This window comes from Viridibacillus sp. NPDC096237, assembly GCF_050278625.1.
Lineage (GTDB): Bacteria > Bacillota > Bacilli > Bacillales_A > Planococcaceae > Viridibacillus.
Genome location: NZ_JBNNTI010000005.1, coordinates 104635 through 122219, shown reverse-complemented (window position 1 = coordinate 122219; position 17585 = coordinate 104635). Strand labels below are relative to the sequence as shown.

At 35.8% G+C, this 17585-nt stretch carries 22 protein-coding genes and 1 pseudogene; 6 read left to right on the top strand and 17 right to left on the bottom strand.

Annotation, left to right across the window (positions count from 1 at the left end; translation table 11 throughout):
- Positions 1–130 precede the first annotated feature (130 nt).
- A complete protein-coding gene (locus tag ACQKMD_RS05785) occupies positions 131–325 on the bottom strand; it encodes a hypothetical protein (RefSeq protein ID WP_427750276.1) in 195 nt (64 codons plus the stop codon).
- Positions 326–391: 66 nt separating this feature from the next.
- Complete coding sequence (locus tag ACQKMD_RS05780; RefSeq protein ID WP_427750274.1) at positions 392–580, bottom strand: ATP-binding cassette domain-containing protein; 189 nt, start codon at positions 578–580, stop codon at positions 392–394.
- A gap of 13 nt (positions 581–593) precedes the next feature.
- Here ACQKMD_RS05780 and ACQKMD_RS05775 point away from each other — a divergent pair.
- Together ACQKMD_RS05775 and ACQKMD_RS05770 are read left to right on the top strand one after the other, a co-directional pair.
- Positions 594–1109, top strand: a pseudogene (locus ACQKMD_RS05775) (ABC transporter ATP-binding protein); the annotation flags it as partial.
- Entirely contained in the window at positions 1106–2143 is a 1038-nt protein-coding gene (locus ACQKMD_RS05770) for an ABC transporter permease (protein WP_427750273.1), read from the top strand. The pseudogene ACQKMD_RS05775 and the gene ACQKMD_RS05770, both read left to right, overlap by 4 nt.
- Before the next feature lie 608 nt (positions 2144–2751).
- On the opposite strand, the gene ACQKMD_RS05765 is transcribed toward ACQKMD_RS05770, so the two are convergent.
- The 6 genes from ACQKMD_RS05765 to ACQKMD_RS05740 form a co-directional block, all read right to left on the bottom strand.
- The gene (locus tag ACQKMD_RS05765; RefSeq protein WP_427750271.1) at positions 2752–3750 is read right to left on the bottom strand and encodes an inorganic phosphate transporter; all 999 of its coding nucleotides are present in this window, start codon (positions 3748–3750) and stop codon (positions 2752–2754) included.
- A 15-nt stretch (positions 3751–3765) separates the two neighbouring features.
- On the bottom strand, positions 3766–4386 hold the full coding sequence (locus tag ACQKMD_RS05760; RefSeq protein ID WP_427750270.1) for a DUF47 domain-containing protein: 621 nt from the start codon (positions 4384–4386) through the stop codon (positions 3766–3768).
- A 1370-nt stretch (positions 4387–5756) separates the two neighbouring features.
- The gene (locus tag ACQKMD_RS05755) at positions 5757–6350 is read right to left on the bottom strand and encodes a histidine phosphatase family protein (protein WP_427750268.1); all 594 of its coding nucleotides are present in this window, start codon (positions 6348–6350) and stop codon (positions 5757–5759) included.
- Between the two features lie 40 nt (positions 6351–6390).
- Positions 6391–6789, bottom strand: a complete 399-nt coding sequence (locus ACQKMD_RS05750; protein WP_427750266.1) for a VOC family protein — start codon at positions 6787–6789, stop codon at positions 6391–6393.
- 492 nt (positions 6790–7281) lie between these two features.
- A complete protein-coding gene (locus ACQKMD_RS05745; RefSeq protein WP_427750264.1) occupies positions 7282–8043 on the bottom strand; it encodes a thermonuclease family protein in 762 nt (253 codons plus the stop codon).
- 114 nt (positions 8044–8157) lie between these two features.
- Positions 8158–8718: a phosphatidylglycerophosphatase A family protein gene (locus ACQKMD_RS05740; protein WP_427750263.1), complete on the bottom strand. Its 561-nt coding sequence runs from the start codon at positions 8716–8718 to the stop codon at positions 8158–8160.
- A 102-nt stretch (positions 8719–8820) separates the two neighbouring features.
- Between ACQKMD_RS05740 and ACQKMD_RS05735 the strand changes: the two genes are divergently transcribed.
- The 3 genes from ACQKMD_RS05735 (at position 8821) to ACQKMD_RS05725 (ending at position 10578) form a co-directional block, all read left to right on the top strand.
- Positions 8821–9543: an alpha/beta hydrolase gene (locus tag ACQKMD_RS05735; RefSeq protein ID WP_427750262.1), complete on the top strand. Its 723-nt coding sequence runs from the start codon at positions 8821–8823 to the stop codon at positions 9541–9543.
- Between the two features lie 87 nt (positions 9544–9630).
- Positions 9631–10146, top strand: a complete 516-nt coding sequence (locus tag ACQKMD_RS05730; protein WP_427750260.1) for a YjcG family protein — start codon at positions 9631–9633, stop codon at positions 10144–10146.
- A 3-nt stretch (positions 10147–10149) separates the two neighbouring features.
- On the top strand, positions 10150–10578 hold the full coding sequence (locus ACQKMD_RS05725; protein WP_427750258.1) for a GNAT family N-acetyltransferase: 429 nt from the start codon (positions 10150–10152) through the stop codon (positions 10576–10578).
- A 187-nt stretch (positions 10579–10765) separates the two neighbouring features.
- Here the strand turns inward: ACQKMD_RS05725 and ACQKMD_RS05720 are convergent, their stop codons facing one another.
- The 7 genes from ACQKMD_RS05720 to ACQKMD_RS05690 all read right to left on the bottom strand — a co-directional run bounded on the left by ACQKMD_RS05720 (position 10766) and on the right by ACQKMD_RS05690 (position 13894).
- Positions 10766–11068, bottom strand: a complete 303-nt coding sequence (locus ACQKMD_RS05720; protein ID WP_427750257.1) for a hypothetical protein — start codon at positions 11066–11068, stop codon at positions 10766–10768.
- 85 nt (positions 11069–11153) lie between these two features.
- Positions 11154–11399 (bottom strand): stage VI sporulation protein F, encoded by a 246-nt coding sequence (locus tag ACQKMD_RS05715; protein WP_427750255.1) that lies wholly within the window; start codon positions 11397–11399, stop codon positions 11154–11156.
- 13 nt (positions 11400–11412) lie between these two features.
- Positions 11413–11565 (bottom strand): YjcZ family sporulation protein, encoded by a 153-nt coding sequence (locus ACQKMD_RS05710; protein WP_427750253.1) that lies wholly within the window; start codon positions 11563–11565, stop codon positions 11413–11415.
- A gap of 66 nt (positions 11566–11631) precedes the next feature.
- A complete protein-coding gene (gene spoVAE, locus ACQKMD_RS05705) occupies positions 11632–11997 on the bottom strand; it encodes a stage V sporulation protein AE (protein WP_427750251.1) in 366 nt (121 codons plus the stop codon).
- 9 nt (positions 11998–12006) lie between these two features.
- Positions 12007–13011 carry a stage V sporulation protein AD gene (locus ACQKMD_RS05700; RefSeq protein ID WP_427750282.1) on the bottom strand — a complete coding sequence of 335 codons (1005 nt, stop codon included), beginning with the start codon at positions 13009–13011 and terminating at the stop codon, positions 12007–12009.
- Positions 13011–13466, bottom strand: a complete 456-nt coding sequence (spoVAC, locus tag ACQKMD_RS05695; protein ID WP_427750249.1) for a stage V sporulation protein AC — start codon at positions 13464–13466, stop codon at positions 13011–13013. The genes ACQKMD_RS05700 and spoVAC overlap by 1 nt, the downstream gene beginning before the upstream one ends.
- Positions 13466–13894: a YhcN/YlaJ family sporulation lipoprotein gene (locus ACQKMD_RS05690; RefSeq protein WP_427750248.1), complete on the bottom strand. Its 429-nt coding sequence runs from the start codon at positions 13892–13894 to the stop codon at positions 13466–13468. The genes spoVAC and ACQKMD_RS05690 overlap by 1 nt, the downstream gene beginning before the upstream one ends.
- Positions 13895–14020: 126 nt before the next feature.
- On the opposite strand from ACQKMD_RS05690, the gene ACQKMD_RS05685 reads away from it, so the two are divergent.
- Positions 14021–14536 carry a CotY/CotZ family spore coat protein gene (locus ACQKMD_RS05685; protein WP_427750246.1) on the top strand — a complete coding sequence of 172 codons (516 nt, stop codon included), beginning with the start codon at positions 14021–14023 and terminating at the stop codon, positions 14534–14536.
- A gap of 182 nt (positions 14537–14718) precedes the next feature.
- Here the strand turns inward: ACQKMD_RS05685 and ACQKMD_RS05680 are convergent, their stop codons facing one another.
- Positions 14719–15111, bottom strand: coding sequence for a hypothetical protein (locus tag ACQKMD_RS05680; protein WP_427750244.1), 393 nt, complete (start codon positions 15109–15111; stop codon positions 14719–14721).
- Between the two features lie 48 nt (positions 15112–15159).
- Positions 15160–16536, bottom strand: coding sequence for a magnesium transporter (mgtE, locus tag ACQKMD_RS05675; RefSeq protein ID WP_427750242.1), 1377 nt, complete (start codon positions 16534–16536; stop codon positions 15160–15162).
- Positions 16537–17585 lie beyond the last annotated feature (1049 nt).

Here is a 17585-nt window from a genome sequence, read left to right as displayed (position 1 = left end):
TTGGGTCAGAGCTTTCATTTTAACCAAAAGGGTGGATTCTGTCTTTTTATTTTGTTAAATGGAAATTACTTGAATGAAATTTACTCATTTAAAGTACATTATTAATAATATCAAAATCCACTAAAAGTGTTCAGTCATATTGACTTTTATCCGCTCGACAACTATGATGAATAGTGATTCTTACAAAAGACTCAATAATCTCAAACAAAAAACCTTGTGCTACCATTCTATCAAATGAAGGGCTCATAAGGTTTTTTGTTATTCCACCGAATTCGAATGACTGACCACTCAACCCCACAATTTCTTCTATTGTTTTTCCATCCATCTAGTATCCTCTGGACTCAAATTGACATTGTAATATCTTCTACCCTACATTAGACTAAATGTACAATTAACTCAATTTATTGATGTGTAAAAGGGAGTGAATCTTATGTGCATCCGCTTTTAACATACCTACTATTAGTTTGATTAATGTTGTTTTACCACAACCAGATGGCCCGATTAGACCAAAAATTTCCCCTGAATCAATAGACAGGCTGATATTTTGAATAATGAATCTTATTTGTAAGTGCTTTTGCACATCTGTTAATTGGATTGAAGAACTCAAAAAAATTGGCTATGTGGCACAACCTGATGCACTATATAGCGATTTAACAGGAATGGAAAATATGCAATTTTTCGCGAAGCTATATTCTTTAAATAGAGCAGAAAGAGACAAACGTATTGCTTATGCAGCAGATATTGTCCACCTTACAAATGCTCTTTCCCAAAAGGTAGAAACCTATTCTGGTGGTATGAAACGCAGATTATCACTGGCCATTGCACTTCTCCAAAATCCAGATATTCTTATTTTAGATGAACCAACTGTTGGAATTGATCCTGCATTAAAACTCACTATTTGGCAAGAGCTCGAACGCCTGAAAAAAGTAGAAAAGAAAACCATCCTAATAACAACCTATGTTATGGATGAAGCAGAAAAATGTGATGAACTTGCTTTAATGAGAGAAGGTAAAATAATCGCTACTGGCACGCCTACTGAATTAAAAACACTTTATGGTGCAGACACGTTTGATGAAGTGTTTTTACGAGCTGGAGGTTCTAAAATATGAGAATTATTGCTTTAGTGAATAGAATTATTCAGCAAATGCTAAGAGATAAACGAACACTCGCCCTCTTATTCCTTGCACCTTTACTCATCTTGAGCTTAATGTATTTTATCTTTCACAATGAAGATAGCTCTCCAAAACTTGGAGTAGTGGGTGTTGAGACGACAATTATTAAAACCTTAGAAAAATCAAATATAGAAGTAAAAAAGTATGACCACCTAACTCAAAAAGAAGCTCTTACTGAAAACTTAGATGGTTGGCTAACGCTTGAAAATAAGCGGCTTTCTTTGACATTACAAAATGATTCACCTAGTAAAGCAAAAGCATTACAAATGCAGGTAAAACAAGCACTAACATCTCTACAAATAACTAGTATTCCCCGTAAAAGTCCAGAGCTAGCCGTGACTACAAATTATGTATATGGAGATGAAGATACACAGTCATTTGATATTATTAGTCCGATTCTAGTCGGCTTCTTTGTATTTTTTTTCGTATTCCTCATTGCAGGGATTGCACTATTAAAGGAACGGACAACAGGTACATTAGAAAGATTATTAGCTACACCAATTCGTCGTCACGAAGTAGTACTTGGCTATTTAATAGGCTACGGACTTTTTGCAATCATTCAGACATCAATCGTCGTTTTATATGCGGTGAAAATACTTGATATTGTTCTAATCGGCTCCATATGGTATGTGTTACTGATTAATTTATTACTTGCACTAGTTGCCTTATCATTAGGCATTCTATTATCTAGCTTTGCATCTTCAGAATTCCAAATGGTACAGTTTATACCGCTCGTTATTGTTCCGCAAATTTTCTTTACAGGATTATTTCCATTGGAAGGCATGGCCGATTGGTTGCTTTCAATTGGCAAAATCATGCCCCTTTACTACGCCGCAGATGCACTAACAGGCGTTATGTATAAAGGTTTTACTTTTACAGATATCTCAATAGATCTAGGTGTATTACTATTATTCTCAATCCTATTCATCACCTTAAATTTCGTCGCTTTAAAAAAATACCGCGCTATTTAATATCGTGTATAAATAAAAAAACAACGCGCTCTATCAAACGAAGGGTACTGGAAAAGTCCATAAAATGAATTTTAGCCATGGCTTCTACTTCGATGTCGTTAATTTCCGTTCCGGCAGACGCTTTCCTGGGGACGAACCTTGAGCCTCCTCGTCTCTAACGTTCCTGCGTGGTCTCAAGATGTTCCCTAGTTCCCAAGGAGTCACCGCCTGCACTCCAATCAACTAGTTTTACCGTTTTTCTGAGTTTTTCATTCTTTCCAATTCACACCTGCCCCTTTATATGAAAGGACTTATTCAAGGTGGTGCTGTCCATGATTTCCAAACAAGAAACATTCACTCTAAGCCCTTATATCGTTATAATCAAAAGTCACCAAAAGAATTTTTCAAAAAAAATCAAAGAATGTCCGAAAAGCCGTCTATCAATTCGATGAAACGATAAAAGTAAAGTTTCCATTAAAACCAACTTCAAATGAAATCAACTTACCCAGCCCCCTACTTCCTTTCTTCTACCAATTAAATTACATTTTCATAATTTTCAATTAATTATATAAATAAAAAATGCCTGCAACCGATTTGTAATCTGTTGTCAGGCAGTTATTAACTAAGTTTTAGAAGAAGAAATTTAAAATATAGAATATTAGTGCAGCCATTGCTGCTGCTGACGGCATCGTAATAATCCAAGTTAAAATAATTTTACGCGCTACTCCCCATTTAACACCTTTCACACGTTGTGCAGATCCTACCCCCATAATAGCAGAAGAAATAACATGTGTAGTACTAACTGGCAAGTGGATTAATGTTGCACCGAAGATAACTGAAGCAGAAGCTAAGTCAGCTGCTGCACCGTTAACAGGACGTAGTTTCATGATTTTACCACCAACGGTTTTGATGATTTTATAACCACCGATTGACGTACCAAGTCCCATTGCTAATGCTGCAGAAACTCGAACCCAACCTTGAATATCATCACCAGATTGTAACCCGCCAGCGATTAAAGCCATTGTCATGATCCCCATTGCTTTTTGCGCATCATTCGTACCATGTGTAAACGCTTGAAGCGCAGCCGTACAAATTTGCAAATAACGGATTCCTTTATTTGTGCGATATAAATTGGCATTTTTGAAAATAACTTTAAATAGAGACATCATCAAGAAACCAGCCACTATCGCAATAAATGGTGATATTAATAAAGCTTGTAATATTTTCAAGAAACCTGTGTAGTTCAAGATACCAAAGCCTGCTGCTGCAATAGCCGCACCAGCGATAGCACCAATAATTGCATGAGATGAACTAGACGGAATTCCGAAATACCAAGTAACTAAGTTCCAGATAATTGCTGCAAGTAATGCAGCTAAAATGATGACAGAACCATTTGACAATGCGAAAGGATCTACTATGTCTTTCGTAATTGCCTTTGCAACACCTGTAAAAGTGATTGCCCCAATAAAGTTCATAACTGCTGCCATCATTACAGCTACTTTCGGTGGCAATGCTCGTGTTGAGACTGACGTAGCAATGGCATTTGCCGTATCATGGAAACCATTGATAAAGTCAAATGTCAGTGCAAAAATAATAACAAGAACTGTTAATAAGAGTATTGTATCCATTCGTGACTCCTGCTCCTATGCATTACGCATAATAATAGTTTCCATAGTATTCGCTACATTTTGGCAATCATCTGCAATATCCTCTAATTGTTCGTAGATATCCTTGAACTTGATTAGTTGGATTGGATCTTTTTCATGCAAGAATAGTTGCTTAATGGACGTACGAAGCACTTCATCACATTTGCTTTCATAATCTTTTATTAAAATGGCATGATCACGCATACCAATTAAGTTTTTCGTTTTTAATAATTCCATTGCTTTTACAATTTCATCAGCACTTTTCACAATATAACTGATAAATGTATTCATTGATTCATCGATATCGATTAACGAGAACATGTCAAAGTGTGCGATACATTCTTCCATTCCATCAAGAACGTCATCCATACTGTTGGCAAGCGCTAGAATATCCTCTCTCTCAATTGGGGTCATAAATGATTTATTAAGCATCACGATTAATTCATGAATGAGAGAATCCCCATCCGTTTCATATTTTTTCATTCGTTTGCTAATTTCTTCTAAGTCTTCCAAACTATGAATGCGGAAGTCATTGGCATAATGCATTGCCTCCTGCACATTTACAGCAATTTTTGCTAAAGCTTCAAAGAATGGATCTGGCTTTTTTCGATTAAACATAAATTCCTCCTGAAAAAGTTAGTGTCAAAACGTAGATTTGTTCTGAACGCTAAATTAGCTTAACAATAATTTAATAGAATATCTGCTATTTTTTAATATTCTATGACAACTTTTACAATCCTGTAATATTAGCGTTCACAATTTCGCAAAAATATTGTTCCAATGTGGTGAATCACATCGTTTTCTTTATCGAATTTTGTCGAAAAATATATATCCCGGTGCAATAAAGCCCTTAATTATCAGGCTCAATCCATTGATAAATCTAACATCTCCTTGTCAATATCGAAATTTTTTGCAAATGAATTATTTTTCGACAAAATACCCACCATTTTAATATAGTAGGAGGTTTTTCAATTTACAAAACTAACAATATTGGCTAAGGATAAGAATTTTTGTAGTAAGTGACACAACAAATTTTAGGCAATAACAAAACTATAGAAACTTTAAGCATTAGAAGGAATCCTTGCATACCTTCAAAAAATAAATACACCAATAACCGTTGCAATTATTAATACACAATAAAAAAAGAAAACTGTCATAAAACTAATGAGAGTTGGGGAAATTGAAAACGAATCAAAGATAATTCATTTCACAGTAGTATAACCAACATCAAAAAAAGAAATCATGAAAGTCGCAAATATAGAAGTTTTCTGCTTATTCCCTATTTTTATATTTATCAACATTTTTTACACAAGTCCCATTATTTAGTATAAAACATTTTTCTACACAAAAAACTCCGCATTTAGAGGAGCTCAAGAAAAGAAATAATAAATATGAACAATATTAAAGCTGCCCAAATATTAGCTGAAACAATTTCACTAATATCTGATATCCTATTTCCTTTTACTTAATGAGACTTATTTTTGTTTATATACTTTAAAAATTTCATTTCAACTGCCCCTATCTCATCTAAAATGCAAAAAACTCCGAGCAGGAAAAAATCAGTGCATACGAAATACACGGAACATTTCCCCTCGGATCTTTTATGTCAATAGGTGTCTTCTGCATAATGACAGAAGATGTAGCCCTTGGTCACTAACCTTGTAAAAGCGGAACCCTAGCTACAGCCGAAAGTATCATTTCGTTTCAAATATTTCCAAAAATATTGATTTAGAATGAAATTTAAAAAGGCTAGTACCTTTAATGTAAAGGGACTACCTTTTTCTGAAGCTTATATTCTTATGTATGAATAGATGTCTAAAGTAAATAATCTATCTCTTTATTACCTGTTTCTTTTTAACAGGTGATATCGTAATACTTATTAAAAATACGCCAATTGCAATTCAAAAAATACCTTTAATTAATAACTTTATTGAATAGAGGGAATCTATATCTAATATAAAAAAGATATGCATAAAATCATACACACCTTAAATCTTTCCTATTTCACTGACTTGCGATAAATGCGCTGATTGGTTGAAATCACCAAGTAGCCATCTATCATCTTGAATTGAAATATAACTGATTCCTGCATTTGTTAATCGTACTTCCTGCGGAAAAGTATCACCATTCTCAAGTAGTGTAAAGAGTGCATGAATAACTGCTCCGTGAGCGACTAGAATAACTTTGTCGTTTCGATACTGCTCGTGAATATCAACAATTCCGTTTCGTAACCTTGCAAGTAAAACGTCCAAAGATTCTTGATTTGAGTATTGTTTATTTGGAAATACCTTTATTCGTTCTTCTATGTCCATACCTTCTGCGTCACCAAAAGAACGTTCTTTAAATGCCTCAATTTCTATAAGTGGTATGTGTAATTGTTCGTTGATTATCACCGCTGTACGTTTCGCTCTTGATAATGGACTTGTAAAAATTGCAGACCAGTTAGCATTTTTGAAAAACACACCACACTCTTTTGCTTGCTGTATACCTCTGTTATTGAGAGGCACATCCGTTACTCCTTGCAATTTTCCAAGTGTATTCCAATCTGTCTCTCCATGCCTTACTACACAAATTTCAGTCATATGAGCGCCCCCTAAATCAACTTTACTTTAGAGTATCATATTAAATTCCAGCTGTATGCATTAACACAACTCTCCACCCATCAGGGTCCTCGATTGTATTGCCTTCCTTCTCCCAATAGGGGTTTTCTGGAGGAACTGTATTATAGCCTAACTCACCTAATCTCTTGATAATCGCATTAATCTGTTGCTGATTTGGTAGATAAAATACTATTAAATTATCTTTAGAGGGTGCTGGACAAGGACTCCCATCTATATGTTGTGTAAATTCCAAATGATATGTTGCGTTTGGAAGTCCATCATAGCCCCGCCCGGTAAATGCCCCAATTTTATTCAACCCTAAACCATCACAATAAAAACGTTCTAATTGTTGTATTTGATCTGTAGGTCTTGCAACTCTTACTTGTACCACTTGCATACTTGCCGACCATTCGCTACTCATACTAACCACCCCTTTGAAAGAATATTAGCATCTATCCAAATTTCTTGACTCCTTCATTTTGTTGAGCTTAATCTCATTCTTTTGATGTATTACTCTTTTATTTGTACAACAATACACTGCATAATAAAGTTACGCTGGAAGGGGTTATACTTATGGATTGGATTGAAAAATTGAATGAAAGGCGAAAAATTCGTCTTAACATATGTAGATCACTCGATTTTTTATTTGTTGATTATTTATAGGTTTTTACATCTGCACTTGGTGAGGGATTAGGTTGGTGGAAAAGTTTTAGAGGATTTAAAAAGGAATGGCAAACCTATTGTTTTGGAAGTAGAATTACTTGATCTAGCTGACGAAGACACCGAAAAACGATTACGCTTTTTTAAACGTCATGGTTTTAATTTAGCAAAACATAAATGATGAAAAGCCAAAAAGCTCCGAGTAAAGATAAAAAAGAACTTTTCGCAAATGCGAGAAGTTCCTTTTCATTTTCTAACTAGCTTTTTTAAACCCTGCTTGCTCAGCTTCTTTTTCAGTACAGAACATTTTTTCTTCTTTTACTACATCATAATTGTTAGAACCTGGCATATGATAAATCTTATTTCCCTTACTATTAATATTACCCTTAATAGAACAACTAGTGTTGTTAAATTGATATGAGTTATCTGATTTATTTGTGGTTTTAGATTGTCCTTCAGTAGGCAGCCCATTTTTCACGGCCGATTTATCGAAGCCTCGGTTTGTTACATAGCCATCATATTGCCAAATACCTTTTCTTGATGATTTTGCTTCATCTTGTATTTTCTCAAAATCTTTCACATTTGTCGTATTCGGCTCATAAATGTAGCCAACTCGTACAAGACCTTCCCGAATTAGTTGCTCTTGAACGCTTTTCCCATCCGCATATATGTAAGCTAGAAGGCGACCATATTTATCTTCATGTTCACCGACATCAAATTCAATTGAAACTTGCTTTGCGTTGTTCAATATTTCACGATTACGAGTTTGTGCTTCTCGTCCAAAAGGTTGCTCCCCTAATTGCTTATGATACATTTCAGGCGCATCTACTAATAAATAACGTACTTTTTTTGTTTCTCCGTCGTATTTTACTTTAATCGTATCGCCGTCCATAATACTTACCACTTCGACATCGATTCGATTTTTTGAGTCATTTGTTTTTGTCTCTTTTACTTCTGTACATGCTTGTAGTATGAATACTAGACAGCCGATAAGAAGGAGTCCCCATTTTTTCATTGTCATCACCCTCGCAATTTTAACATAGACTAATACTTATCGGCTTACTTTCAACATTTAACGTAAAAAAATACCCAGTCTTCGGCAGAGATCTGGGTATTGACTAGATTTTTATTAAACTATTGAAGTACCGTTTGGATCAATGTCTTTGATTGATTTCCCTTGCTCTTCTAGATCACGAATACGATGTGCTAGGCGTGATGCGGCAGATGCAGCAATACTACCTACTAAATCATCTAGGAATGTGTGTACACCATCACCAGCTTTAGTATCAAGCTGCTGTATTATTCCAATTTTCTGTTTGTCTAAATGTCCAAAAGTTGTTACAGCAATACTACCGTAAGTAAATACTGATCCTAGAGCGATTGTCTCATCAACGCCAAATAGTCCTTCATCTGACTCTACTAATTGTTGTAGTGGCGCCGATAATAACTTTTTCTCTGCTAATTCATCTAACTCAATTCCAACTAAAATTGCATGTTGAATTTCACGTTTATGAAGTACTTTATCAACAGATTCAATACAATGATCTAGTGATAGTCCATCATTATATGCGTATTGCATTTCATACACAATTTCCGCGATATCCTTTAATGTAACACCGCGACGTTCTAAAGCATCACGTGCCGCTTTAGCGACAACTTCTGATGAAACTTGAAGTTTTTTATTATACATGATCCATCCTCATTTCTATATATAGTTCTTTATGATTACCATTATACCTTTACTTTCTTATATGTTACAATTTTCGTACAGAAAAATGAAGGAGTGACAGCTTTGACTCGTGGCACAATCACAGACATAGATTTTTTCAGCGAATCCTTACAAGAGGATATCCATCTATTAGTTTACTTACCTGCAAACTATTCACCACTTTATAAATACTCAGTTTTAATCGCATCCGATGGTAAAGATTATTTTCAACTCGGTCGTATTTCTCGAGTAGTAGATGACTATTTAGAGCAGGGAGAAATTGAAAATTTAATAATTGTAGGTATACCTTATAAAAGCGTAGAGGATCGACGACAAAAATATTTGCCAAATGGAGAAAAACACCAAGCTTACTTGCGATTTTTAGCACATGAACTTGTTCCTTATATAGATGAGCATTATTCCACATATCAAATGGGTATGGGCCGTGCATTGATTGGAGATTCGCAGGCTGCAACAGTATCCTTACTAGCAGCAATACAATATCCGAACATTTTTGGTAAAGTATTAATGCAGTCACCTCTAGTAAATGACGAAGTTCTAGAAAGAGTGCACCAAGTACAAGAAGTTAGTGCTTTTTCTATTTATCACGTAATTGGTAAAAAGGAACACGAGGTGGTAACAATGGATAAGAGTGTGAAGGATTTTCTAACTCCTAACCGCGAATTACATGAGTTGATAGTCAACAAAGGCTTTTCTACTTTCTACGATGAATTCGAAGGAAATCACTCATGGAAGTTTTGGCAACCTGACTTAAAACGTGTCATAAAACAAAACTTTAGTAAATAACATGGATTTCATAATGAATATTTCCTTTTTTCTGTTATACTGAAAATTAAGAAAAACTATATAAAACTACTTAGGAGGTACGGAATAATGAAATACGGTATCGTTGCATTTCCATCTAAGAAATTACAAGACTTTGCAAATTCATATAGAAAAAGATATGACACGCATTTTTCTAAAATCACACCTCATATTACTTTAAAAAGTGTTTTTGAAGTAGATGATTCAAAAGTGAACGACATTACTAATATGATTCAAGAAATTAGTAAACAGGTTAAACCGCTTTCAATTCACGTATCAAAAGTAAGTTCATTTGCGCCAGTGAACAATGCTATCTATCTAAAAGTGGAAGCAACTGAACAGCTTCAAAAATTACATGAAGCATTGCATGCTAAATCATTCGGACAACAACCAGAATATAAATTTGTGCCGCATATTACAATTGCACAAGATATGTCCTCAGGTGAACACGATGATATTTATGGTCAACTACGCATGACAAATGTCGATTCTGAAGAAGTTATTGATCGTATTCATTTACTTTATCAATTAGAAGACGGTTCTTGGACGGTTTACGAAACTTTCCGACTGTCTGGGACTGAGTAATTTTTGGTTTTTGCTAAAATTGTTGAGACAAAGAAAGAGTTACGAGACGCTTTCTTTGTTCGAGAGGAAGTCTTCGTTAAAGAGCAGGGTGTTCCTCTTCCTTTAGAAAAAGATGAATACGACAAAGAAGCAACACATTTCGTAGCATACAATGGCGAAGCACCGATTGCAGCAGGTCGAGTACGAATATTTGACGGTAATATAGCTAAAGTGGACCGTGTTTGTGTTTTACCTGATTTTCGAAGAAAGCAAATCGGTGTTTTAATGATGACACACTTAGAGAAATTCGCTAAAGGTCATCAATTAGCAAAAGTGAAGCTAAATGCTCAAACACATGCCATTCCTTTCTACGAAAAACAAGATTATGTTATTACATCACCTGAATTTTTGGATTCTGGCATTCCACATCGCGCAATGGAAAAGGAATTCTAATAATAAGTTGCTAAAACGCTGAATAACGTTTTAGTAGCTTTTTTATTTAGTAAATGTTTTTATTTTTTAGATATATGCCTAAAATCTACAACAAAAAGAGCCATCCACGGTTGATTGCAAACTCAACCATGGATTGGCTCCTTTTTATTATTCGAAGTACCGGTTAGATAATCGTCTATAGTGTTTTTTAAACATATTTACTATAATATTTACCTCTATCAGTAACCTTTAGTTCAAATCTTGATAACTCTGCTGGGTTAGGATGGATGAATTGTTGATGGACTTGAAGGGAGTTCCAACGATTTTTGTTTTTTTCATTGTTCAATTTCTTTTCAGTGAATTCAGCACGCTTTTCAAGTTCTCGTTCAAAATGAGATTGCTTCTTTACTTTTGTTATTGCATTTACATGAGCGAAATTATACGGTTTCATGTTCATACGTTCGGCATATTGCGTTGCTTGTAAAGGCTGAACTGGTAAAATGTAGCCCATAACAACCACCTCCTATACTATAACTTTTCCTGCAAAGACATTTTTTCGACTTAAGTTATTATATTATTGAAAATATAATTGTATGCTATAGCATTTTTTGAATTTTATTTAAATCTAAAGAATTACCATCTTTTAAGATAGATGCGACGATTTTTTCTTCTAGCTCTTTTGTTACTGGTTTATTTGCTAGTTGGGAAACTTTACGAATAATTTGGCGAATTTGGCGTTCGTCTTGAAAATCTGCATATTGAATAGCGTTTGCTAATGCAAGTACATCTTCCATTGGTACGCCCGTTTTTCCTTCAATTTTTCGAAAGAATGAGCTTTGCATTTAAGTCCCCCCCTTAGATAAAGCTTGCTCCGACAATAATCAACAAGATGAACAGAACAACGATTAGGATAAACGTTGAACCATGGCCACGGCCGCCATAGTAGCATTCGTTTCCGCCGCCAAAGCCACCGCCGTAGCCGTAACCATAACCTGAGAATCCAGACATAAGAAATCCCTCCTCTCTCTAACCGTATTGTATGCAACGGTTTACAGAAAGAAGAGGGCGTTTGAACTAGTCGATATTTCCTTTAGAACGGAAAATTAAAGCGCCAATAAATCCAAATATAATAGCTGCACTAATACCTGAACTCGTCACTTCGAACATTCCAGTTAAAACTCCAATCCAGCCATGTTTTTCAACTTCTGCCAAAGCACCGTGTGTCAAGGAATTACCAAATGACGTAATAGGGATTGTTGCGCCTGCGCCAGCAAAATCAATAAGGGGTTCATATAAGCCAAACCCATCTAAAATTGCACCTGTGACAACAAGTATGCTTAATGTATGAGCAGGCGTTAATTTACCTACATCCATCAGCAATTGACCAATTACACATATCAATCCGCCAATAATAAAAGCAATTATAAAAGAAGTAAACATTTTATTCCCTCATTTCATCGTTACTTCGATTGCGTGTGCAACGGTTGGAATCGATTGATTTTGTTGCACTGATAACTGAGATAAAAGAGCGCCTGTTGCTACTAAAAGCACCCGCTTCATCCGTCCACTTTTTAGCTCAGCTAATATTTCGCTAAAAAACACAGATGCGGAGCAACCTGCACCACTTGCACCAGCTAAAAATAATGGATCATCACCATAATATTCAGCACCGCCATCGCGAACTGTTTCTAACTGTTTTGTCGTAAATCCAGTTTGTCTTAACATTTCTTTTAAGATAGGCAAGCCAACTTTGCCAAGATCACCTGTCATAATAACATCGTAATCCTGCACTGTTTGTCCTCTACCTTTTAAATGTTTTTGAATCGTAGAAAATGCAGCAGGCGCCATTGCGGCACCCATGTGAAATGGATCTGATTGTTGGAAATCCTCTACTTTTCCGATAGTCGCAGCCTCAATACAAGGTTCCCCTTCCAAATGCTTACCAATAAGTGCATAGCCAGCAGCCGTTACAGTCCACTGTGCCGTCCCTGGTTTTTGACCTCCATAATCTACAGGATATCTAAATTGCCTTTCAATGGCATTATGTTGACTTGCAGCACCAGCGATTGCATAATGACTCCCTCCCAGCTCGGTTAGTAAGCTAGCGATAATAACGGCTGATGTAGATGTAGCACATGCTGAGTACAAGCCAATATAAGGGCTACCTATAGTAGCAGCGGCAAAATTCGTCGGCGTCATTTGATTAACTAGATCTCCTCCTAAAAAGAAATCTACCGCATCCATTGTTAACTTCTTTTTTTGTAATGCGATTTGTGCAGCTTCTTCAATTAAATGTTGATGTCCTTGCTCGTTAGTTTTTTGATCTGCCCTTTCATCATCAAGCACTAAATCGAAGTTTTGAGCGAAAACACTTCTCTTCTCCAATGGACCAACTACTACTCCAGCTGCTAAAATGGACGGCTTAGAAGGAAAATAAATTACACCTTTATCCATCAAAAGTGGGTCACCCCAATCGTTACTAAAATTAATTTAACAAGTGCTACAAAGAAGGCTGAAACAACGCCAAAAACAATAACAGAGCCTGCTAATTTAAAGATATTACCACCAACTCCGAGCACTAAACCTTCTGTCTTATGTTCAATAGCTGCTGAAATAACCGCATTACCAAATCCAGTAACTGGTACTGCTGACCCAGCTCCTGCAAATTGTCCTAACTTTTTATAAAGTCCAAATCCTGTTAGTAATAAAGAAATGAAAATCATTGTTGCTACCGTTGGATTACCTGCTGTACGCTCTGTAAAATCAAAATTCATCATATAGAAAAAAGAAATAGCTTGTCCGACGGTACAAATAATACCTCCGACTAAAAAAGCTTTTAATAAATTTAGTCCAATTGGCGTTTTAGGCGACAGTTTCGTTTGTAATTGCTCGTAATCTTTTTGATTCATTAGGTTTCTTCCTTTGCAAGATCTTGTAATTTCTTAATTTTCTTTTTCAATTCTTCTTTTGTTAATTCTTTTTTCATAAGCTTTTGAGCTTCCCAAGATATTTTGAAGTCAGTACTAACGAGGACTTCTTTACCCGGAAATTCCTTTTCAAATTTCTTCTGTAAATCCTTTTCTATTTTGGATCGCTTCAATTTTGAAAAAGGTTTTATCTGCACCCCCACCAATACAACGTCATCCACAAAGACAGCAGTACCTTTTTTTATCGATTTTTCTTCTTTCAGAAGCTTTTCAATTGTCGATTGCGACCCATTATCCCCTTCTGTATGATACGTAGCAAATTTCTCCTTTTGCTCTCCATTACAAGCCACCAATAACTGAATACAACATATTAATAACAAGAACCGTAAGACATTACTCTTCATCTTCATATACGTCACCTTTTTTTAAACAGTATGCGTTTATTTTGAAAAATTATGCATAATTGAGGCAGTTGCCCTAGTTCATTCTCTAATATGACATATTGTATAAAGAGATTGAAAAGGAGGTGAAATTAAATGGGATGTGGAAGAAATGATAATGCAGTTGGTCATAAAGTTTCAAAAGGATGTGTTTGCGACGTAGTTCGCGCAATTAAAGACATCCAAGACCAAAACGTTGATGAGGGTTGTGGCCCTTGCCCAACTAACTGTTTCCTAGAACCTCTTGGTTCATTAGTAAGCCCTGCGCGTATGCAAGCTGATACTCGTGTATTTATGCTATTAAACAAAGACGGCACTCCTTTCAAAGCGTTTTTCAGAACTAAAGCTACTGGTGATCATAGCTGCTTCTCAGTCTTTTTCCGAGTAGAGGATATCTTCGATGGTTGCTGTGCTACTTTACGCGTATTAATTCCTTTAAAACACGGTGATCATGTAGCTGATTTGTTAACAGAATGTGGTAATGATGTAGATTTATCAAGGATCTGTAAAGTTGTGGATTTTGAAGCATCAACTAGCTGTATTACTGTTGACTTGAATTGCTTCTGTGCAGTTCAATGTATAAAAGACGTCTTTTTAGATGTATGCGACTAATATCAAGTCAAAGGACTTGGCAGTAGTGTCTTTGTTTTAAATTGGATAATAGCAGTGTCAGGCAATGAGCTCCAAAGTTAGGTAATCTAACTTTTGGGGCTTTTTGTGATATTGTAATTTTAGTTTATGCAATTATGATTTATTTTTGCATAAAAAAAGCCATCCCTATTATGGGACAGCTGTTAAAACACTTTTCCACGCCATTTAATTTCCACGAGCTCATTTATTTTTGTTGGATAAACGACACCTGAATAACTTTTTAAAAGTACTTCATCTTGCATTACACGATCGACAATCCCTTCAATAATTCGACCGTCGGATAAACCAAATTGCAATGGTTGATACGCTTGTTGTTGAAATGGTGCAGATAAAAATTCCAAGCGCTCTATTTTACGACGGACTTCAGCATCTTCTATAACTGGAGTTATGGATTTTTCTTGTTCAGTTACCTCTTTTACAACATTTTCTACAACTACCTCTTCAATAGCATCCTCAGTATCAGGAGTACTATCAATATTAATATCAATAAAAAAAGCCGGGGGAGCTTTGATAAAAAGGAGTGGAAGATTCTCCAAGTTAACACATCCTTTTTTTCATATTGTATGCTCCCCCGGAAAAGATGTTCACATTAATTTACTAATGAACATCGTCGCAATACCGAGATAAATCAAAATACTTGTTATATCATTTAAAGTTGTAATAAACGGACCAGATGCAACTGCGGGGTCAATTTTCAAACGATGCATTAACAATGGTATAAAGGAACCCGCAATTGTTGCAACGATAATTGAACAACAAATAGCCGAACCTACTAATAAGCCCAAGAGCCACATATGTTTCCAAAAGAAAACAATACCAAATGCAATAAGACCACAAACAACACCTGTTATAATGCCTGTTATTGCTTCTCGTAATAATAATTTCATCTTGCTCTCATCTTCAACATCACCAGTTGCAATCCCTCGAACAGCAACGGCTAATGCTTGCGTTCCACTATTCCCAGATGTACCACCTATTAAAGGAATAAAGGCAGCAAGGATAGCTACTTTTTCTAAGGTACCGGTAAATAAATCTACTAAATTAGCTGTTAACATACCTAAAAATAATAATACAACAAGCCATGGCAATCGTTTTTTTGCTGCAGCAAATGGACTTTTATCAAATGTTACCATATCAGAGACACCGGCTAATTTGGAATAGTCATCAGACGCCTCTTCATCAATGACGTCGATAATATCATCGACTGTAATTATTCCGAGCATTTCGTTTTTTGAATTAATAACCGGTACGGCTAAAAAGTTATAGTCTTTCATTATTTGTGCGACTGCTTCTTGATCATCAGTCACGCTAATACTTACAACACGATCATTCATTATTTGACGTATTAATGTGTCCTCTTCTGCTATGATTAAGTCACGCAAAGAAATGACACCCGTTAAATGATTTGTATCATCGACAACAAATATATAGTAAATTGTTTCTGCATCAGGTGCAGCGTTGCGCAAAATAGTCATCGCTGAACGTACGGTTGAATTCTCAGGAATAGCGACATATTCTGTCGTCATAATAGAACCCGCTGTATATTCCTCATAGTCCAGGAGTTCTTTAATATCCTGAGCCGAATCTTTATCCATTATTTTAAGAAAGTGAGTAATTTGATCTTTATCTAATTCATTTAAAACGTCAACTGCATCATCTGTATACATTTCTGCAATCATTTGTGCTGCATACGTCGTATCCATTTCCTCTAAGATACCTTTATATTCGTCATCGTCGAGTTCAATAGCCTCAAAAATATCAGCCATCTCTTTAGGGGAGAGATACTGATAGATAATCTGACGTATGTCTGGTCCCACCTTCTCATAAAACTTTGCCTGATCATACGGATGAAGTGCTAGAAATTCCTCACGAAAATTATCTGTCTCAGAATTCTCCAGTAATTGACGTAGATGTTCCTCATTGAATTGTACTTCATCTTTTTCCTTTGTTTCTTCTATCATGCATGTCCCCTCCTCTCGACTCATTAAGTCAGTTAAAATAACACCTTACTATAATAGTGTGTAGACCTTCAAAAGAGCAATTATTTTTTTAAAAATTTTTTTCTGCTCTTGAACACCCCTAATACTAACATTCAGCAATACATTTTTACAAATGGAGTTTGTAAATTTCCCGGGAAATCAATAATGGGGGCTTTTTTAATAAAAAGCACCTTACATCGAAGACAAAAGGCAGTTGGATTGCGCTCATTACAATTTTACGTTACGCATATATTTCTTTAACTGTCTTTGTATGACGAAGATGCTCTGCTTCTTCCAAATACTCTTTCCAAATATGTCATTGAATCAAACATATTCGTGTTTTAAAAATATCCCTGTTTTGTTTTTGAACGTGTATAAGGAAGGGCCAGAGTGATTTTAGCTTCTAATAGGAAGTTTGTATTTGCCGTGTTTTATAAGCAGCGTCCAATTTGCGAACTAAATGATCTTGTGGAATAAGTTGTTTAGTTGTAATTATCTTTAATTGGTGGCGTTCTCGATTTTAACACCTCAAGATTATAATTACTTTCAATTATTAAAATGTAAGAGTCAATGGAAAAGTAGAAGGTAACATTTTATTGGTATTTATTGGTATTTATTGGTTTGGAGAAGCGTCCGCTCGACTCCTGCGGGAATAGCGAGACAGACGAGACCCTGCAGGAGCATAGCGACGAAGCGGCTCGGCTCTCGCCCGCGGAAAGCGAGCGGTAAGCTTCGGAAAACCTGATCTATCCTATATACAAATAAAAAGACTGTAGATAAACCCGAATTTCTTCGTAGTTTATCTACAGTCTAATTTCTATTAATATGCATGAGTCAATAGAAAAGTAGCAGGTAACATTTTTTTGGTATTTATTGGTTTGGAAAAGCGTCCGCTCGACTCCTGCGGGAATAGCGAGACAGACGAGACCCTGCAAGAGCATAGCGACGAAGCGGCTCGGCTCTCGCCCGCGGAAAGCGAGCGGTAAGCTTCGGAAAACCTGATCTATCCTGTATACAAATAAAAAGACTGT